The 14,755-nt window shown below is 71.3% G+C and carries 10 protein-coding genes and 1 tRNA gene; 7 read left to right on the plus strand and 4 right to left on the minus strand.

What is annotated here, in order from left to right; translation table 11 throughout:
* The first annotated feature begins 199 nt into the window (after positions 1-199).
* The 5 genes from tmk to PJ985_RS03035 all read left to right on the plus strand — a co-directional run bounded on the left by tmk (position 200) and on the right by PJ985_RS03035 (position 7,515).
* On the plus strand, positions 200-3,229 hold the full coding sequence (gene tmk / locus PJ985_RS03015; RefSeq protein ID WP_271681893.1) for a dTMP kinase: 3,030 nt from the start codon (positions 200-202) through the stop codon (positions 3,227-3,229).
* Positions 3,230-3,454: 225 nt separating this feature from the next.
* Positions 3,455-4,297 (plus strand): right-handed parallel beta-helix repeat-containing protein, encoded by an 843-nt coding sequence (locus PJ985_RS03020; RefSeq protein ID WP_271681894.1) that lies wholly within the window; start codon positions 3,455-3,457, stop codon positions 4,295-4,297.
* A gap of 184 nt (positions 4,298-4,481) precedes the next feature.
* A complete protein-coding gene (locus PJ985_RS03025) occupies positions 4,482-5,690 on the plus strand; it encodes a DNA polymerase III subunit delta' (RefSeq protein WP_271681895.1) in 1,209 nt (402 codons plus the stop codon).
* A 57-nt stretch (positions 5,691-5,747) separates the two neighbouring features.
* Entirely contained in the window at positions 5,748-7,331 is a 1,584-nt protein-coding gene (locus PJ985_RS03030) for an alpha/beta hydrolase (RefSeq protein WP_271681896.1), read from the plus strand.
* Between the two features lie 110 nt (positions 7,332-7,441).
* Positions 7,442-7,515, plus strand: a tRNA-Thr gene (locus tag PJ985_RS03035).
* Positions 7,516-7,841: 326 nt separating this feature from the next.
* Here the strand turns inward: PJ985_RS03035 and PJ985_RS03040 are convergent.
* Positions 7,842-8,234, minus strand: a complete 393-nt coding sequence (locus tag PJ985_RS03040) for a type II toxin-antitoxin system VapC family toxin (RefSeq protein ID WP_271681897.1) — start codon at positions 8,232-8,234, stop codon at positions 7,842-7,844.
* Complete coding sequence (locus PJ985_RS03045; RefSeq protein WP_271681898.1) at positions 8,231-8,509, minus strand: hypothetical protein; 279 nt, start codon at positions 8,507-8,509, stop codon at positions 8,231-8,233. The genes PJ985_RS03040 and PJ985_RS03045 overlap by 4 nt, the downstream gene beginning before the upstream one ends.
* A 410-nt stretch (positions 8,510-8,919) precedes the next feature.
* Between PJ985_RS03045 and PJ985_RS03050 the strand changes: the two genes are divergently transcribed.
* Positions 8,920-10,467: a carboxylesterase/lipase family protein gene (locus tag PJ985_RS03050; RefSeq protein ID WP_271681899.1), complete on the plus strand. Its 1,548-nt coding sequence runs from the start codon at positions 8,920-8,922 to the stop codon at positions 10,465-10,467.
* Positions 10,468-10,772: 305 nt separating this feature from the next.
* Here PJ985_RS03050 and PJ985_RS03055 read toward each other — a convergent pair whose 3' ends face one another.
* Positions 10,773-11,393: a hypothetical protein gene (locus PJ985_RS03055; protein ID WP_271681900.1), complete on the minus strand. Its 621-nt coding sequence runs from the start codon at positions 11,391-11,393 to the stop codon at positions 10,773-10,775.
* Positions 11,394-11,695: 302 nt separating this feature from the next.
* Entirely contained in the window at positions 11,696-12,286 is a 591-nt protein-coding gene (locus tag PJ985_RS03060; RefSeq protein ID WP_271681901.1) for a hypothetical protein, read from the minus strand.
* A gap of 826 nt (positions 12,287-13,112) precedes the next feature.
* On the opposite strand from PJ985_RS03060, the gene PJ985_RS03065 reads away from it, so the two are divergent.
* Positions 13,113-14,633, plus strand: coding sequence for a pectate lyase family protein (locus PJ985_RS03065; RefSeq protein WP_271681902.1), 1,521 nt, complete (start codon positions 13,113-13,115; stop codon positions 14,631-14,633).
* The last annotated feature ends 122 nt before the right edge of the window (positions 14,634-14,755 follow it).

Consider the following 14,755-nt stretch of genomic DNA (forward strand, 5'->3'; position numbering starts at 1 on the left):
CGTCCGCTGTCCCGCCCTACCCGCCTGTCCTGCCCGTCCGCTCTCCCGCCCTCCCGCCTGCCGGAACGCGGGGAGAGCCCGGAACGCGCCGGATCGCCCCACCCGTCCCACCCGCCACACCGCACTCACCCACCCGGCCCAAGCGCAAATGTTCGGGGAGGTGGTTCGCGGGTCATCGGTGACGGTTACGCTGGCCGACATGACGCGAGCAGAGCAACACGAGGCTGTTGACCCCGCCTGCGACGCCACCGACGAGGCACTCGCCGCGGACTCCCGCCGCCGGGCAACCCGCGCACTTCTGCGCGTACCGGCGCTGCGACGCCTGTGGGAGGCCCAGTTCACCGGCAGTATCGGTGACGCGCTCGCCATGCTGGTCCTGCTCCTCCTCGCGGTGCAGGCCGCCCTGTACGTCCCGCCCGGCGGTGTGCCGTCGGACGCCGTGTTCGGCGGCGGCTACCGAGGCGCGGCCGTGGCCGTCGCGGTGGCGCTCGCCGTCCGGCTGGCCGCCGGCTCCCTCGTGGGCCTGCTGGTGCTCGGACCGGTCGCCAAGCTGGTCGCCGCCTCCGGCCCGCTCGACCGCCGGTGGACGATGATCGGCGCGGACGGCCTCCGGGTCGCCGTGCTGATCGCCGCGCCCCTGTGGATCGACTGGGTGCCCGGCGCCGCGTTCCTCTACGTGCTGCTCAGCGTCTTCCTCATCGGGATCGCCGAGCGGCTCTGGACCGTCGCCAGGGACAGCGCGGCCCCCGCCCTGCTGCCGCCTCCGCCCCCGGAGGGCGCCGCCGTCCGGCCGCTGCCCGACCACCACGGGGCGCTGCGGCGGCTGTGGCTGCGCAGCACCTTCGTCGCCCTGCCCCTCGCGGCCGCCGCTCTGGTGGTGGTGTCCCTGGTCAACAACTTGCTGGCCACCGGCATCGGCTGGTTCGGCACCCACCAGGCGGCCCTGGGCTCCTACGTCGCCGCGGGCTTCTTCGCGGCCTCCGTATCGGTGCTGTACTTCCTCGAACTGCCCGACACCGACACCCCGGGCCCGCGCTCCCCGCTGGAAGGGCTGCGCCGCCCGTCCGCCGGGACCACCCCCGACAAGGGCCGCACCGGAGCGGTCCCGGTCCTCGTCCTCGGCTGCGCCGCACCGGCCGCCGGCATCGCCGCCGCCGCCGCGCTGGCTGTGCTCCACACCGGTGACCTCTTCGGCGGCCCGGTGTACTTCGGCCTGCTGGTGCTGGCCCTCACCGGAGGCGTGACCGCCGGTATCCGCTGGGCCCACCGGGTGCTGCCCGCACTGTCCCGGCGGCGGCTGCTCGCCCTGGCGGTCGCGGCCACCGGCCTCGGCCTGTTCGGCACCGGCCTGATCTCCGACCCGGCCACCGTCCTGCTGTGCGCGTTCGCCACCGGTCTCACGGCCGGCATCGCGGCCCGCACCGGGCACGTCCTGCTGGACCAGGAGACCGAGGAGTTCCGCCGTCCGCGGCTCACGCAGCACCTGCACGCGGTGCTGCGCCTCGTCATCCCCTTCGCCGTGATCGCCGCCCCGCTCCTGGCCGCCCTGATCGGCCCGCAGCGGGTCGAGCGCGGCGACTTCGCCATCGATCACGGGGGCGCCGCCTACACCCTGATGATCATCGGTGCGCTGCTGCTGCCGGTGGCCGCGCTGCTGCTGCGCGGCACCGACGACCGGCGCGGCGTCCCGCTGCTGAAGGACCTGACCGCGGCGGTGCGCGACAGCCGGCCCGCGCAGGCAACAGCGGCCAGTGGTTTCTTCATCGCTGTCGAGGGCGGTGACGGGGCCGGCAAGTCCACCCAGGTCGAAGCGCTCGCCGAGTGGATCCGCAGCAAGGGCCACGAGGTGGTGATCACCCGCGAGCCCGGTGCCACCGCCATAGGCCAGCGGCTGCGGTCCATCCTGCTGGACGTCTCCTCCGCCGGGCTCTCGCACCGGGCCGAGGCCCTGATGTACGCGGCCGACCGGGCCGAGCACGTCGACTCGGTGATCCTCCCGGCCCTGAAGCGCGGCTCGGTCGTCATCTCCGACCGGTACGTCGACTCCTCCGTCGCCTACCAGGGCGCGGGCCGGGACCTGGCGCCGACCGAGATCGCCCGGATCTCCCGCTGGGCCACCGACGGCCTGGTGCCGCATCTGACCGTGCTGCTCGACGTGTCCCCGGAGACGGCCCGCGAGCGGTTCACCGAGGCGCCGGACCGCCTGGAGTCGGAGCCCTCGGAGTTCCACCAGCGGGTGCGTGCCGGATTCCTCGCGCTGGCCGCCGCCGACCCGGCGCGCTACCTGGTGATCGACGCCGGGCAGGACCCGGAGTCCGTCACCACCGCCGCCCGGCACCGCCTGGACCAGGTGCTGCCGCTCTCCGAGGCCGAGGTGCGGGCCCGGGAGGAAGCCCGGCGCAAGGCTGAGGAGGAGGCCCGGCGGAAAGCCGAGGAAGAGCGCCAGCGGAAGGAAGAGGAGGAGCGGCGGGAGCGCGAGCGCCAGGAGCAGCTGGCCCGGCTCCGGGCCGAGGAGCAGGAGCGCAAGCGCCGCGAGGCCGAGGAGGCCCGCCGCGCGGAGGAGGCACGGCAGGCCGAGGAGGCCCGCAAGCAGGCGGAGGAGGCCCGCCGGAAGGCCGAGGCGGAGCGCAGGCGCCGGGAGGCCGAGGAACGGCTCCGACGCGAGGAGGAGGACCGCCGCCGGCGCGAGGCGGAGGAGGAGGCCCGGCTGCGGGCCCAGGCCGAGGAGCGCCGCAAGGAGAAGCAGCGGAAGGCCGAGGAGGCACTGCTGCGCGCGGAGGAGGCCCGGCTCGCCGCGGAGGCGGCGAAGAAGCAGGCCCCGCCGGCCGCACCGGCCCCGCCGCCGGCGTCGGCCGATCCGGCTCCGGACACCGTGCGGATCCCCAAGGTCCAGGACGACCGGCCGAAGGTCTCGCCCAACGATGAGACCGCGGTGCTGCCCAGGGCGCAGGTGGCCCCCGGGCCGGACGACGACGAGACCACGGTGCTGCCGCAGGTCGGTGGTGCCGGGGTGTCCGAGACTGCGCCGCTGCCTCAGGTGAGCGAGGAGGAGGTCCGGCGGCCCCGTTCCCGTCCCGAGTGGGCGGAGGAGACCCCGCTGGACGATCTCCCCACCCTGGCCGATGAGCTGCTGGGGCCGCGGGAGACCGACCGGAGTGACGCCGACTCCGGCTCGGACGCCGATTCGGACGAAGGCCGGGGCGGCTCCGGCGGAGCCCGCCGGCGCTGAGTCCGACGGCCCGGTGCCGCCCGGCGGCGCCGGGCCGCCGTACCGGCATGCCGCACGCTTGAAGGCCTCCGGCCGGCCGGGCCGCCTCCGGGCAGCCCCGCCGGCCGGAGGCCTTCGTCGCGTCCCGGCCGGCCCCCGCCGAGGAGGCCGTCCGAGTGTTGCGGACCGCGCACCACGGTGACATCGGTTGGTGTTCCTGTCCGACTACCGATACAGCTGTCCGTCATGGAACTGTCACCCTCTGCTGTCGTCGCTCTCCTCGCCGCCGTGCTGATGACCACTACGGTGACCGGCTGCGGCGCCCTGAGCCCGGAGCCGAACGAGGCCCGGCCCGGCCCGCCCGGCCACCAGGCGACCATCGCCGTGCCCGAGGACGCGGCGACCCTGCAACAGGCGGTGGACGCGGCCGTCCCCGGCGACCTGGTGCTCATCGCCGAAGGCGTCTACCGGGAGGACGTCGTGGTCCGCACCCCCCGGATCGTGCTCCGCGGCACGGACCGCAACAGTGTCGTCATCGACGGCCAGTCGCAGCGGAGGGCCGGCGTCACCGTGACCGCCGATGAGGTGACCGTGGAGAACCTGACCGTCCGTGGCCACACCGCGGCCGGTGTCCGCTTCACCGGCACCCCCGGACGGCCGCTGCTCGGCTACCGGGCCTCCTACCTGACCGTTCACGACAACGCGCGGCACGGCGTCCGGGCCACCCACACCCGGCGCGGAGTGATCGAGCACAGCTACGCCTCCGGGCACTCGCACGCCGGGATCCACCTCGAGCACTGCGCGCCCTGCCACACCGTGGTGCGGGACAACCTGACCGAGCGCAACGCCCGCGGTATCGCCCTCGGCCACGCTTCCCACGGGCTGACGGTGCGGGAGAACCACGGAAGCGGAAACCGCCTCGGCATCGCCGACCTCTCCGGGGGCCGCGCGCCCGGAGTCGTCATCCGCGACAACATCCTCCCGGACGGGCCGGCCCCCGGTCCCGTCCCCTCCGCGCCACCCCGCCAGCCCCCGCTGCCCGCCGTCCCGGCCGCCGGGCCACCGTCCACCGCAGCCCGGCTGCCCTGATCCGCACTCGGGCCCAGAAGTTGTGCACAGCCTGTGCACAACTTCTGGGCTGTCGCGCACCACCCACCCGCCCACCCCTGGAGCGGCCGGACCCGCAGCCCACCGAGGCACGGCCCACCGCGGCAAGGACTGTCGGCCGCGTGCCGCAGAATGGACCGCACGCGCGCGACGGAAGGAGGGGCGGATGGCCGTCTGGGACGACCTGGTGGGGCAGGACCGGGTGGTCACGCAGCTCAGCGCCGCCGCGCGGGACGCCGACCAGTACATCACCGCCGTCCACGCCGGCGCCGAACCCGCGCTCAGCGGCTCCGCCATGACCCACGCCTGGCTCTTCACCGGGCCGCCGGGCTCCGGCCGGTCCACCGCCGCCCGGGCCTTCGCCGCCGCCCTGCAGTGCGTCAGCCCCGACCGCGCACTCGGGGGCGTGCCCGGCTGCGGCTTCTGCGACGGCTGCCACACCGCTCTGATCGGCACCCACGCCGACGTCCAGGTCATCCGCACCGACCTGCTGACCATCGGCGTCAAGGAAACCCGTGACCTCGTGCGGCGGGCCCAGCTCTCCCCGGCCGTCGGACGCTGGCAGGTCATCGTCCTGGAGGACTCCGACCGGCTCACCGAAGGCGCCGGCAACGTCCTGCTCAAGGCCGTCGAGGAGCCCGCGCCCCGCACCGTCTGGCTGCTCTGCGCACCGTCCACCGAGGACGTGCTGCCCACCATCCGCTCCCGCTGCCGTCACCTCTCCCTCCGCACCCCGCCGGTCTCCGCGGTCGCCGACATCCTCGTCCGGCGCGACGGCGTCGACCCCGAGGTCGCCGCCGCGGCGGCCCGCGCCACCCAGGGCCACATCGGCCGCGCCAAGCGGCTCGCCACCGACGAACGTGCCCGGGCCCGCCGGGACGCCGTCCTCCTCCTCCCCGAGCGGGTCTCCGACATCGGCGGCTGCCTGCGCGCCGCCCAGGAGCTGATGGACGTCGCCACCGAGGACGCCAAACAGCTGGCCGAGGAGTACGACGAACGGGAGACCGAGGAGCTGCGCGCCGCCCTCGGCGGAGGGGACGGCCGCCGGATGCCGCGCGGCACCGCCGGGGCCATGAAAGACCTCGAGGACAAACAGAAACGCCGCTCCACCCGCGCCCAGCGCGACGCGCTCGACCTGGCACTCACCGACCTGACGAGCTTTTACCGGGACGTCCTCGCCCGGCAACTCGGTGCGACCGTGGCCTTCGCCGGCGGCCACAGCGCCGAAGCCGTGGAGCGCGTGGCGGCCGGCTCCCGGCCGGAGCAAACCCTCCGCCGCATGGAGGCCATCCTGGCCTGCCGCACCGCATTGGACCGCAATGTCGCTCCTTTGCTGGCCATCGAGGCGATGACCATGGCGCTGCGTGCGGGATAGCCGCCCGCTTTCCGCTAGCCTCCAGGGATCCGTCACCACTGCCGCCCCTGGGGACCCATGCGCACCGCACGACCGTTCCGCCGCACCGTTGTCGCCTTCGCAGCCGCCGGCCTGCTGCTCTCCGGCTGCAGCACCGACACCCGGGACCGGCCGGACGACCTCCGCAGCCCCTCCGATCGGACGGCCTCCACCGTCCTGCCCGTGCTGGAGGCGCTGCCGGAGGACATCAACGAGGACCTCCAGCCGTACTACGAGCAGCGCCTGAGCTGGCGGGACTGCGGAGTGGCCGGGTTCCAGTGCGCCACCCTGGCCGCCCCTCTCGACTACGACGACGTGCAGCCCGCGGAGGACGTCCAGCTGGCGGTGGCCAGGGTGCGCGCCACCACCCCCGGCGAGCGGATCGGCTCCCTGCTGGTCAACCCCGGTGGCCCGGGCGCCTCCGCCATCGACTACCTCCAGGGCTACGCGGGCACCGGATTCCCCCAGGAGGTGCGGGCGCGCTACGACATGGTCGCCATGGACCCGCGCGGCACCGGCCGCAGCGAGCCCGTGGAGTGCCTGACGGATGAGGAGATGGACGAGTTCACCCAGGTCGACCGGACCCCCGACAACGACCGGGAGATCGAGGAACTCGTCACCGCCTTCGAGGAGTTCGCCCAGAGCTGCCAGGAACGCTCCGGCCCGCTCCTGGAGCACATCTCCACCGTCGAGTCCGCCCGTGACCTCGACCTGCTGCGCGCCCTCCTCGGCGACGAGCAACTCCACTTCTACGGAGCCTCCTACGGCACCTACCTGGGCGCGACCTACGCCGGTCTCTTCCCCTCCCGCGTCGGCCGGCTCGTCCTGGACGCCGGCATCGACCCCCGGCTGACCACCCTGGAGACCGACCGCGAGCAGGCCGGCGGCTTCGAGACCGCCTTCCGTTCCTTCGCCGAGGACTGCGCCGGGCAGCCCGCCTGCCCGCTCGGGCACGACGGCCCGGACGAGGCGTCCGAACGGCTGCGCGCCCTCTTCGAGCAACTCGACGAGAACCCGCTGCCCACCAAGGACGACCGGCCGCTGACCGAGTCCCTGGCCACCAGCGGCGTCGCGCAGGCCATGTACTCCCCGCACCTGTGGCAGAACCTCCGCGTGGCCCTGACCGCCGCCCTCGACGACAGCGACGGCACCCAGCTCCTCGCGCTCTCCGACGCGTACCACGACCGCGAGGAGGACGGCTCCTACGGCTCGATCATGTTCGCGTTCCCGGCCATCAGCTGCCTGGACAACCCGGCCGCCCTGGACACCCCGCAGGACGTGCGCGGGGAACTCGCCTCCTTCGAGGAGGCGTCCCCCACCTTCGGCCGGGACTTCGCCTGGGCCACCCTGCTCTGCGCCGCCTGGCCCGTCGAACCGGTCGGCGGCCCGCGCAGCATCGAGGCCGAGGGCGCGGCGGACATCCTGGTCATCGGCACCACCCGGGACCCCGCCACCCCCTACGCCTGGTCCGTCGGCCTCGCCGAACAGCTCGAGTCCGGCGTCCTCCTCACCTACGAGGGCGACGGCCACGGCGCCTACAACGCCAGCCCCTGCATCGACGCCGCCGTCGGCACCTACCTCCTCGACGGCGTCACCCCCGAGGACGGCACCACCTGCGACTGAAAGCGGCCCCGCGCTGCCCCGCACCGGGTCCGCTTCCGACCCCGTGCGGGGCACCCCTCGAATCTGTGTAGACTTGTCCGCGCTGCGCCTGCCACGCTGGCAAAGCATCCGCCGCCTTAGCTCAGTCGGCCAGAGCGACGCACTCGTAATGCGTAGGTCAGGGGTTCGACTCCCCTAGGCGGCTCCCCCAAAGGCCAGGTCAGACCCCATCTGACCTGGCTTTTCCCTTTCTCGCGCCCTGACAAGGCATCATTTCTGCAGTCCCGCTGATGCCAGCAAGTCCAGGGGAGCGCATCCAACCGGAGCGGGTGCGGCGGGGTACGCGCGCGGTGTCGCACCGCGCGCGTACCGTCGTACTGGTTAAGAAGTTTTCAGCGAAGCTGGCGCTGAGCTGCGTTCTTCTCGGCGGGACCGAAGAACTCAGCGAGACGGACTGAGGCTGTTGCCTCGCGTCATGACGAAGAGGGATGTTGTCGGAGCAGACATCTCGGCCACGAGGTGCGGCGCGGTTCAGATTTTCACCACGCGGATGCCGGGGCCGCACAGCATCAGGAGGTCCTCGGGATCGGAGGTCAAGACGGTTACCGGGCCGGGTGAGGTGAGTGCGGTGGCGGCCACGAGGGCGTCGAGGGCGTACTTGTGGCCGTGCAGGCCGGCTGAGGCAAGCAGTTTGCTCGCGTGGCGGGCGATGGTCTCGGTGGGCGGGACGATGTTGACGCGCGAGACGGCGTAGTCGAAGCGGGCCTCGTTGGTCTTGGGGTCGCGGGCTTCGACGAGGGTGACGGAGCTGAGGATGACGCGGATGTCCTCGGCCTCGGCGGCGGCTAGCCATTCGGTGAGTTCGGGTGTGCGTCGTACGAGCTTGGCCAGGCCTTCGCAGTCCAGGACGAGGGTGCCACTCACGCTGCGTCCGCCGAGCTGGCCGCGTCGCCGCGCAGGAGTGCTCGCTTGGCATCGATCGCTGCCTGGTCGACTGGGCCGTGTTCGGATTCCGCGTCTTCGATGAGTTCGCGCAGCCGGTCGCGCTCCAGCTGGCGCTGGATGAGGGCTTCGACGTAGGCGGACATGCCGCGCTTGCCGGTGCGTGCCTTGAGTGCCGCGATGGTGCCCTCGTGGAGGGAGACGGAGACCGGGCGGACGGGACCTTCGCCGGCAGCGGGGGAGTGGGTGGTAGCCATGGAGGCATATTAACAAAACTCTTGTTATTGAGTGGGGTGACTCTGCGGCGGTGCGCCTTGATCGGAGGTAGGAGTACGACCTTGCCAAGCGTGGCCGGTACCCGTGCACGGTCCTGCGTCTGGGTAACGCCTACAGGGTCGTCACCGCCAACCTGCTCAAGCTGCTCCACATCGACGTACGCGAGCCCAGGCATCGAAGAGGAGGCGGCTGCGACGCCCCAGGAGGAAGTGGGCGGCTCCTTGCCGAGCTGCTGTTGCTTGTGTGCACCGCTGTGCTTCTCGACAGGAGGGACGTGAGCGAGGACCTTGCGAGTGAGGGGCATCGTCCATGTGATCTGCCCGTTGTGGTGTCTCTGGCGGAGGCCAAATTTGTTGGCACGGTTGCGTGTTGATGATGAGAGTGAGACGCGATGAGTGAGCAACCATGCGGTGCTGAAGCAGCCTTTCGGACAACGAGCGGCCGTGTGCGGGGCAGAGGAGCCGGCGACGGCGTCATCGCTGTGCTTGGTATCCCTTACGCAGCCGCGCCTTTCGGCGCCCGCCGGTTCCGGGAGCCACAGCCGGCGCCGTCCTGGGGCGAGGTCCGGGACGGCACGGCCTTCGGCCCCATCGCCCCGCAGTCGGCGGAGCTGCCCGGAGCGCCGGTATGGCGCCCCGGCGACGAGGACATCCTCACCGTCAATGTGTGGGTGCCCGAGCGTGCGGACGGCGGCGCGCTGCCAGTGTTCTTCTGGATCCACGGTGGCGCCTACACCTTCGGCTCCTCCGCCCAGCCCGACTTCGACGGAACAGCCCTGGCCCGCGCCGGATTGGCCGTGGTCAGCTGCAACTACCGGGTGGGCTTCGAGGGCTTCGGCCATGTATCGGGGTTTCCGGACAACCGCGGGCTGCTGGACCAGGCCGCCGCGCTGCGCTGGGTCCGGGAGAACGTCGCGGCCTTCGGCGGCGATCCCGGGAACGTCACCGTCGCCGGGCACTCCTCCGGAGGAGGCTCGGTGACCTGCCTGATGGCCATGGAGCAGACACGGGGGCTGTTCCAGCGGGCCATTGCCCACAGCGTGCCCAATGCCTTCTGCACGGTCGAACTCGCCGTGGCGGTCACCGAGCGGATCGCGGCGGAGGGTGGGGTTGCCCCGACGGCGGACGGACTGCGGTCCGTGCCGCCCGAGGCGCTGGTGGCCGCCTCCGACAAGGCCACCGCGAGCTGCGGGACCGACCCCGTGGCGGCGATTCACGCCTTTGACCCCGTGATCTTCCAACCTGTCGTCGATGGCCAGGTACTGCCCGCGGACCCGCTCCGCGCGCTCGCCTCCGGGGCGGCGCGGGAGGTAGACCTGCTGGTGTGCCACACGCTGGAGGAATACTGGTTCCTCCACACGGTGGGAGCCGTACGAGAGGTCACCACCGAAGCGGAACTGGCGGACTTCACCGAAGCCCTGCACCTCCCGGTCCACCTGGTCGACGGCTACCGTGCGTTGATGCCGGGCGCCCCGGTACTCGACCGCTACCTCGCGATCTTCAGCGACGCGCATTTCGGCGAGTACACCACCCGCCTCGCCGAGCACCACGCGAGGGCCGGCGGCCGGGCGTACCTGGCCCGCTTCGCCCGCAGGCGCGGAGAGGCAAGGCCCTGGCACACCGCGGACATCCCCTTCGCCTTCGGCAACCTGGACGCTATCGGCGCCGACTTCCTCATCGGCGGTGCCCCTGACGACCACGACCGCGCCCTGTCCCGCCGCATGCTCCACTCCTGGGCCGGCTTTTCGGCCACCGGTGAACCGGGTTGGCCGGCGGTCACCGCCGACACCACGCCAGTCAAGTCCTGGACCGTCCCCGGCGACCACCTGACCGCCGGCGACGCGTCCGGCCTTCGCGCCTTGTGGCGCGACGTCCGGTTCGACCTACTGCGCCCCGGGCCGACGGCCGGGCACCGTTCACGTGGGCTTTCCGGTACTTGAGGCCCAACTTCTGTGGAGAAGGACGGGGCGGTCGCCGGGGCGCAGAGCGAGGTGGTCGAGCTGGACGGAGGGCGCCGGCCGCTCGGGGCGCGCTGTACACCCTGAAGACCGAGTGCGTCCGCCGCTGGAGGAAGGCGACCTCATCGGCATCCGCTCCCACGACGGTCCCGTCCCGCAACGTGCTGCACCATAGGGACGTGGCGATGGGCTGGGCCCACGGGTGCCATGGCCTGCCCCGGCGTGTACTGCTCACCGGTGGTGCGGGCCGTATCCGGGTGGGCCGCCCGGCAGGCCGGGGCCTTCGGTCAGCGCAGGAAGGTGAACACGGCAGCGGCGACGGCGCCGAGGGCTGTTCCGCACACGAGCTGCGCGAGGGTGTGCGCCTTCAGTACCCGCCGGGACCAGCCGATCAGCAGGACGATCACCGCGGAGGGGGAGGCCGGCCACCCGAAGACCAGCATGAGGATCATGACGGTACCGCCCGCGACCGTGTTGTGCACCGACACCTGCCACCACACCGTGACCAGCAGGGTCGATGCGAGACCGACGAGCATGGCGATGAGGAGGGCGCTGACATCACGGGGTGCCTGGAGCGCATGAAGGAGTGCGATACCCACCACGACGGAGAGCAGGCTGGCGCCGAGCGGCAGGATGCGCTGCCTGCGGATACGGATGTGCTTGTCCGTCAGGCGCCCGCGCCGCACGCCCAGCTGCACGATGGTGATCGGGAGGACACCGCAGAAGAACGCGGCGAGCAGACCCCAGCCGGCTCCGGTGACGCTGTGGGTGCTGTGCCAGCCCACGACGAGAAGCAGAACGATCACCAGGTTGGCAGGTGCGAGCACGTCCGTGACGAGCTTTGCCGCGCGCACGCGCGGAGAAGCCTCCGCGTAGGACGGCGGGGCGGGGGGTGTGAAGGTGCTCAACGCTGAGTCTCCGGCAAGGGGGAGGGGCAGAAGGCTCCGTCGCGGCGACGAAGGGGTGGGTCGGATCGCAGTGGGAGGCTTCGGAGAGCCGGGTGGGGCCCGTACGCGCTGAGCAGATCGCGTCCGCCCGCCGGACGGCTGGTGCGGCGGCGGCGAAGGGCCTTCTCCGCGTGGGCGAGAACGCGGCCGGCTCCTTCCCCGCCGAGAGGCTTCCCGCATCCTGCCGAGCCCTGCTCGCGCGCGTGGCAGGCCGGGTCGGCGGGTCGGTGCGCGGTAGGGGGATTCCCGGAGATCACGTTGACTCAGGGTTTGCTGCCGGCATGGTCGAGGTGTTCCGCCAGGTCGTCACAAACGGTATTCGCGCTTTCCAGGGTGAACGGGGCCGTGATGTAGCACGTCACCCAACCCTTGTGCCGGTGAATGATCGGGGTGCGGCGGCTATCTCCGCTGATGTGTTCTTCCGTTGCGGAATCAGTCGGCTCCGGCAGGCGCGCGGCAGCTACGGTGAATATCGCGGAGGGCAGGGCGCCCGGCTGGAGAAAATTGGCGACCACGGCGAACTGGAACACGTGCGTCTCGTGACCTCTGATCATTCCGCCGCACAGGTGCGTGATTGTGGCTCCCGGCCCGATGAAGTCGCGGATCGGCATGAGCCTGACCAGCTCGTCGACCGGCAGGTGCTCGGCCACCTCCTCGGTCGACGCCCCCTCCAGTTCGGCGTAAGTGAAGCCACGCGCCGAGGCCCATTCCGGGAACCCTTCCCGCTGCGAGTGCTGCAGCTTGAAGCCTCGACGCATCCGGCCTCGGGCATAGAGAAGGAAACCCGCGAGTGCACCGACTGCCACGACCAGTAGAGCACCTATCACAGCGAGAATGACAACTATCCACGGCATGCGCGGGATGTTACTACACCAGCCGGATGGTTCTCAGGTAATACGGCCGTATTTACGTAAGTGAGGGTGAGGCAGATACGGGTGAGGTAGTGGGGTCAAGCGTGACGCTGTGGGGCAGCAGGTTCCAGCAGTACCTCGCCGGGACGCCGCCGGTCTGTCCTGCGAGCGGAGGGAGAACTCCGGCCTCCGGGGCTGTCCTCACGGGCTCGGGTATATCGCCCACCCTCCTCGCTCTCGCTGCCCTCACCGCGTCGACACGAGCCCCCGGCCGTCGAACAGGCCCCTGTGCATTCCCCGGCCTCGCCTCGCCCGCAGGTGGAGCGACATGCGGCCGGTAGGTGCAAGCGGTTGTCGTCAGGCCGCTCATTTCTGCTCGGTGAACGCCGTGAAACTGCTGCATGTCTTGACAGGGTACGGACAAGAGACAACGCTGTTGCCAGCTCCCCATGCAAGCGGTTGCAGTAATGGGTCCATGCCGGAGGAGCGAGGTGCCCCCCACCCCTCGATCCGTACTCACCTCCGCCGGCAGGAGGATTCCGCATGTCCATGCGCAGACAGGTGCGTCACCGCGGTCACGTGGCCCGGACCGGCTACCCGGCTCGCGCCCGAGGCACCCTCACCGGCCGAACGGCTGCGGCTCGTTCACCGCCCCGGGGCACGCTCGACGAGCGTCCCGGGATGCACGGGCCGGCGCCGCCCGGGATGCACGGGCCGGCGCCGGTGACGGAACGGCCGTCCCGGTGGTCCGCCGGACGACCGGGAGACCACGACACGGCAGCAGCAACACCCAAGCGTGCAAAGACGAAAGACGAAAGGCGATGCGAGGATGAGACAAACAGTCGCAATGCGACTCTGTGCGGCGCTGGCCATCATGGCTCTGGCGATCGCGGGCGGTGTGTACATGGCGACGCCCAAGGCATCAGCAGCGACCGGCGGCGTCACCGGCTACGCGACCCAGAACGGCGGGACCACCGGCGGCGCGGGCGGGCAGACCGTGCGGGCCACCACGGGTACCGCGATCCATGCGGCGCTGTGCAGCCGGGCCAGCAGCAGCACCCCGATCATCATCGAGGTCGAGGGGACCATCAACCACGGCAACACCAGCAAGGTGTCCGGCGGCAGCTGCAACACCGCTGACGACAAGATCGAGCTCAAGCAGATCAGCAATGTCACGCTCGTCGGCGTCGGCCGCGGCGCCCTCTTCGACCAGCTGGGCATCCACGTGCGGGAAGCCAACAACATCATCATCCAGAACGTGACCGTCCGGAACGTCAAGAAGTCCGGCTCGCCCACGTCCAACGGTGGTGACGCCATCGGCATGGAGATGGATGTCCGCAACGTCTGGGTCGATCACGTCACCCTGGAGGCATCCGGCGGGGAGTCGGAGGGATACGACGGCCTCTTCGACCTGAAGAACAACACCCGGTACGTGACCCTCTCCTACAGCATCCTGCGCAACTCCGGCCGCGGTGGTCTCGTCGGGTCCAGTGAGAGCGACCTCTCGAACGGCTTCATCACGTACCACCACAACCTGTACGAGAACATCGACTCCCGCGTGCCCCTGCTGCGTGGCGGCATAGCCCACGTCTACAACAACTCCTTCGTGAACATCCGCATGTCCGGCATCAACTCCCGGGCCGGAGCCCGTGCCAGGGTGGACAACAACCACTTCAAGGACTCCAAGGACGTGCTGGGCACCTTCTACACCAGCGCGGCCGGCTACTGGCAGGTCAGCGGCAACACCTTCGACAATGTGACCTGGTCCAGCCGCAGCGGCGACAACAACCCCGCCGGTCCCAACCCGCAGTCCAACACCAGCGTCAACATCCCGTACTCCTACAGCCTGGACCGTGCCGACTGCGTGCCGAACATCGTGCGTCAGACAGCAGGCGCCAACAAGGGCCTGCAGGTGTCGGACGGCGCCTGCTCCCCGCAGACACCGGCTCCGACCGACCCCCCGCCGGGGCCGACTCCGCCCAGCGGGAACAACCTCAGCATCGGCGCCGGCTCCGACGGCTCCAGCAAGGCCAGTGGGACGAGCTACGGCGATGTGCGGGACGGTGACATGAACAGCTACTGGTCACCGAACGGCTCGACAGGGTCCATCTCGATCAAGTGGGGCTCGGCCACCACGGTTTCCAGGATCAACATCCGGGAGGCGGCAGGCTCCGTGGGGACCATCGGTTCCTGGAGGGTCATCAACCACGACACCGGCGCTGTCCTGACCTCCGGCAGCGGGGCGGGCGTCATCACTTTCCCCCAGACCTCACTGCGCAAGATCACCTTTGAGATCATCAGCGCGTCCGGCACACCGAGGGTCGCCGAGTACGAGACCTACGCCGGGTAGCGGCAGGCACCACTGTCCGTCCGGGAACAGCAGCCCCATGCGCCCACCGGGCAATGCAACGCACCCGGCTTCGGAGTGGTGGCCACCCCTCACCACCCCACCGCCGGTCACCCGGAACGTGG

Source organism: Streptomyces sp. ACA25, assembly GCF_028200735.1.
GTDB lineage: Bacteria > Actinomycetota > Actinomycetes > Streptomycetales > Streptomycetaceae > Streptomyces.

Bases quoted from the DNA above. Each gene is read 5' to 3' on its own strand.
- PJ985_RS03025 (WP_271681895.1), top strand. From the start codon at position 4,482: ATGGCCGTCTGGGACGACCTGGTGGGGCAGGACCGGGTGGTCACGCAG.
- PJ985_RS03065 (WP_271681902.1), top strand. From the start codon at position 13,113: ATGAGACAAACAGTCGCAATGCGACTCTGTGCGGCGCTGGCCATCATG.
- PJ985_RS03030 (WP_271681896.1), top strand. From the start codon at position 5,748: ATGCGCACCGCACGACCGTTCCGCCGCACCGTTGTCGCCTTCGCAGCC.
- PJ985_RS03045 (WP_271681898.1), bottom strand. From the start codon at position 8,509: ATGGCTACCACCCACTCCCCCGCTGCCGGCGAAGGTCCCGTCCGCCCG.
- PJ985_RS03020 (WP_271681894.1), top strand. From the start codon at position 3,455: ATGGAACTGTCACCCTCTGCTGTCGTCGCTCTCCTCGCCGCCGTGCTG.
- PJ985_RS03060 (WP_271681901.1), bottom strand. From the start codon at position 12,286: ATGCCGTGGATAGTTGTCATTCTCGCTGTGATAGGTGCTCTACTGGTC.
- PJ985_RS03050 (WP_271681899.1), top strand. From the start codon at position 8,920: ATGAGTGAGCAACCATGCGGTGCTGAAGCAGCCTTTCGGACAACGAGC.
- tmk (WP_271681893.1), top strand. From the start codon at position 200: ATGACGCGAGCAGAGCAACACGAGGCTGTTGACCCCGCCTGCGACGCC.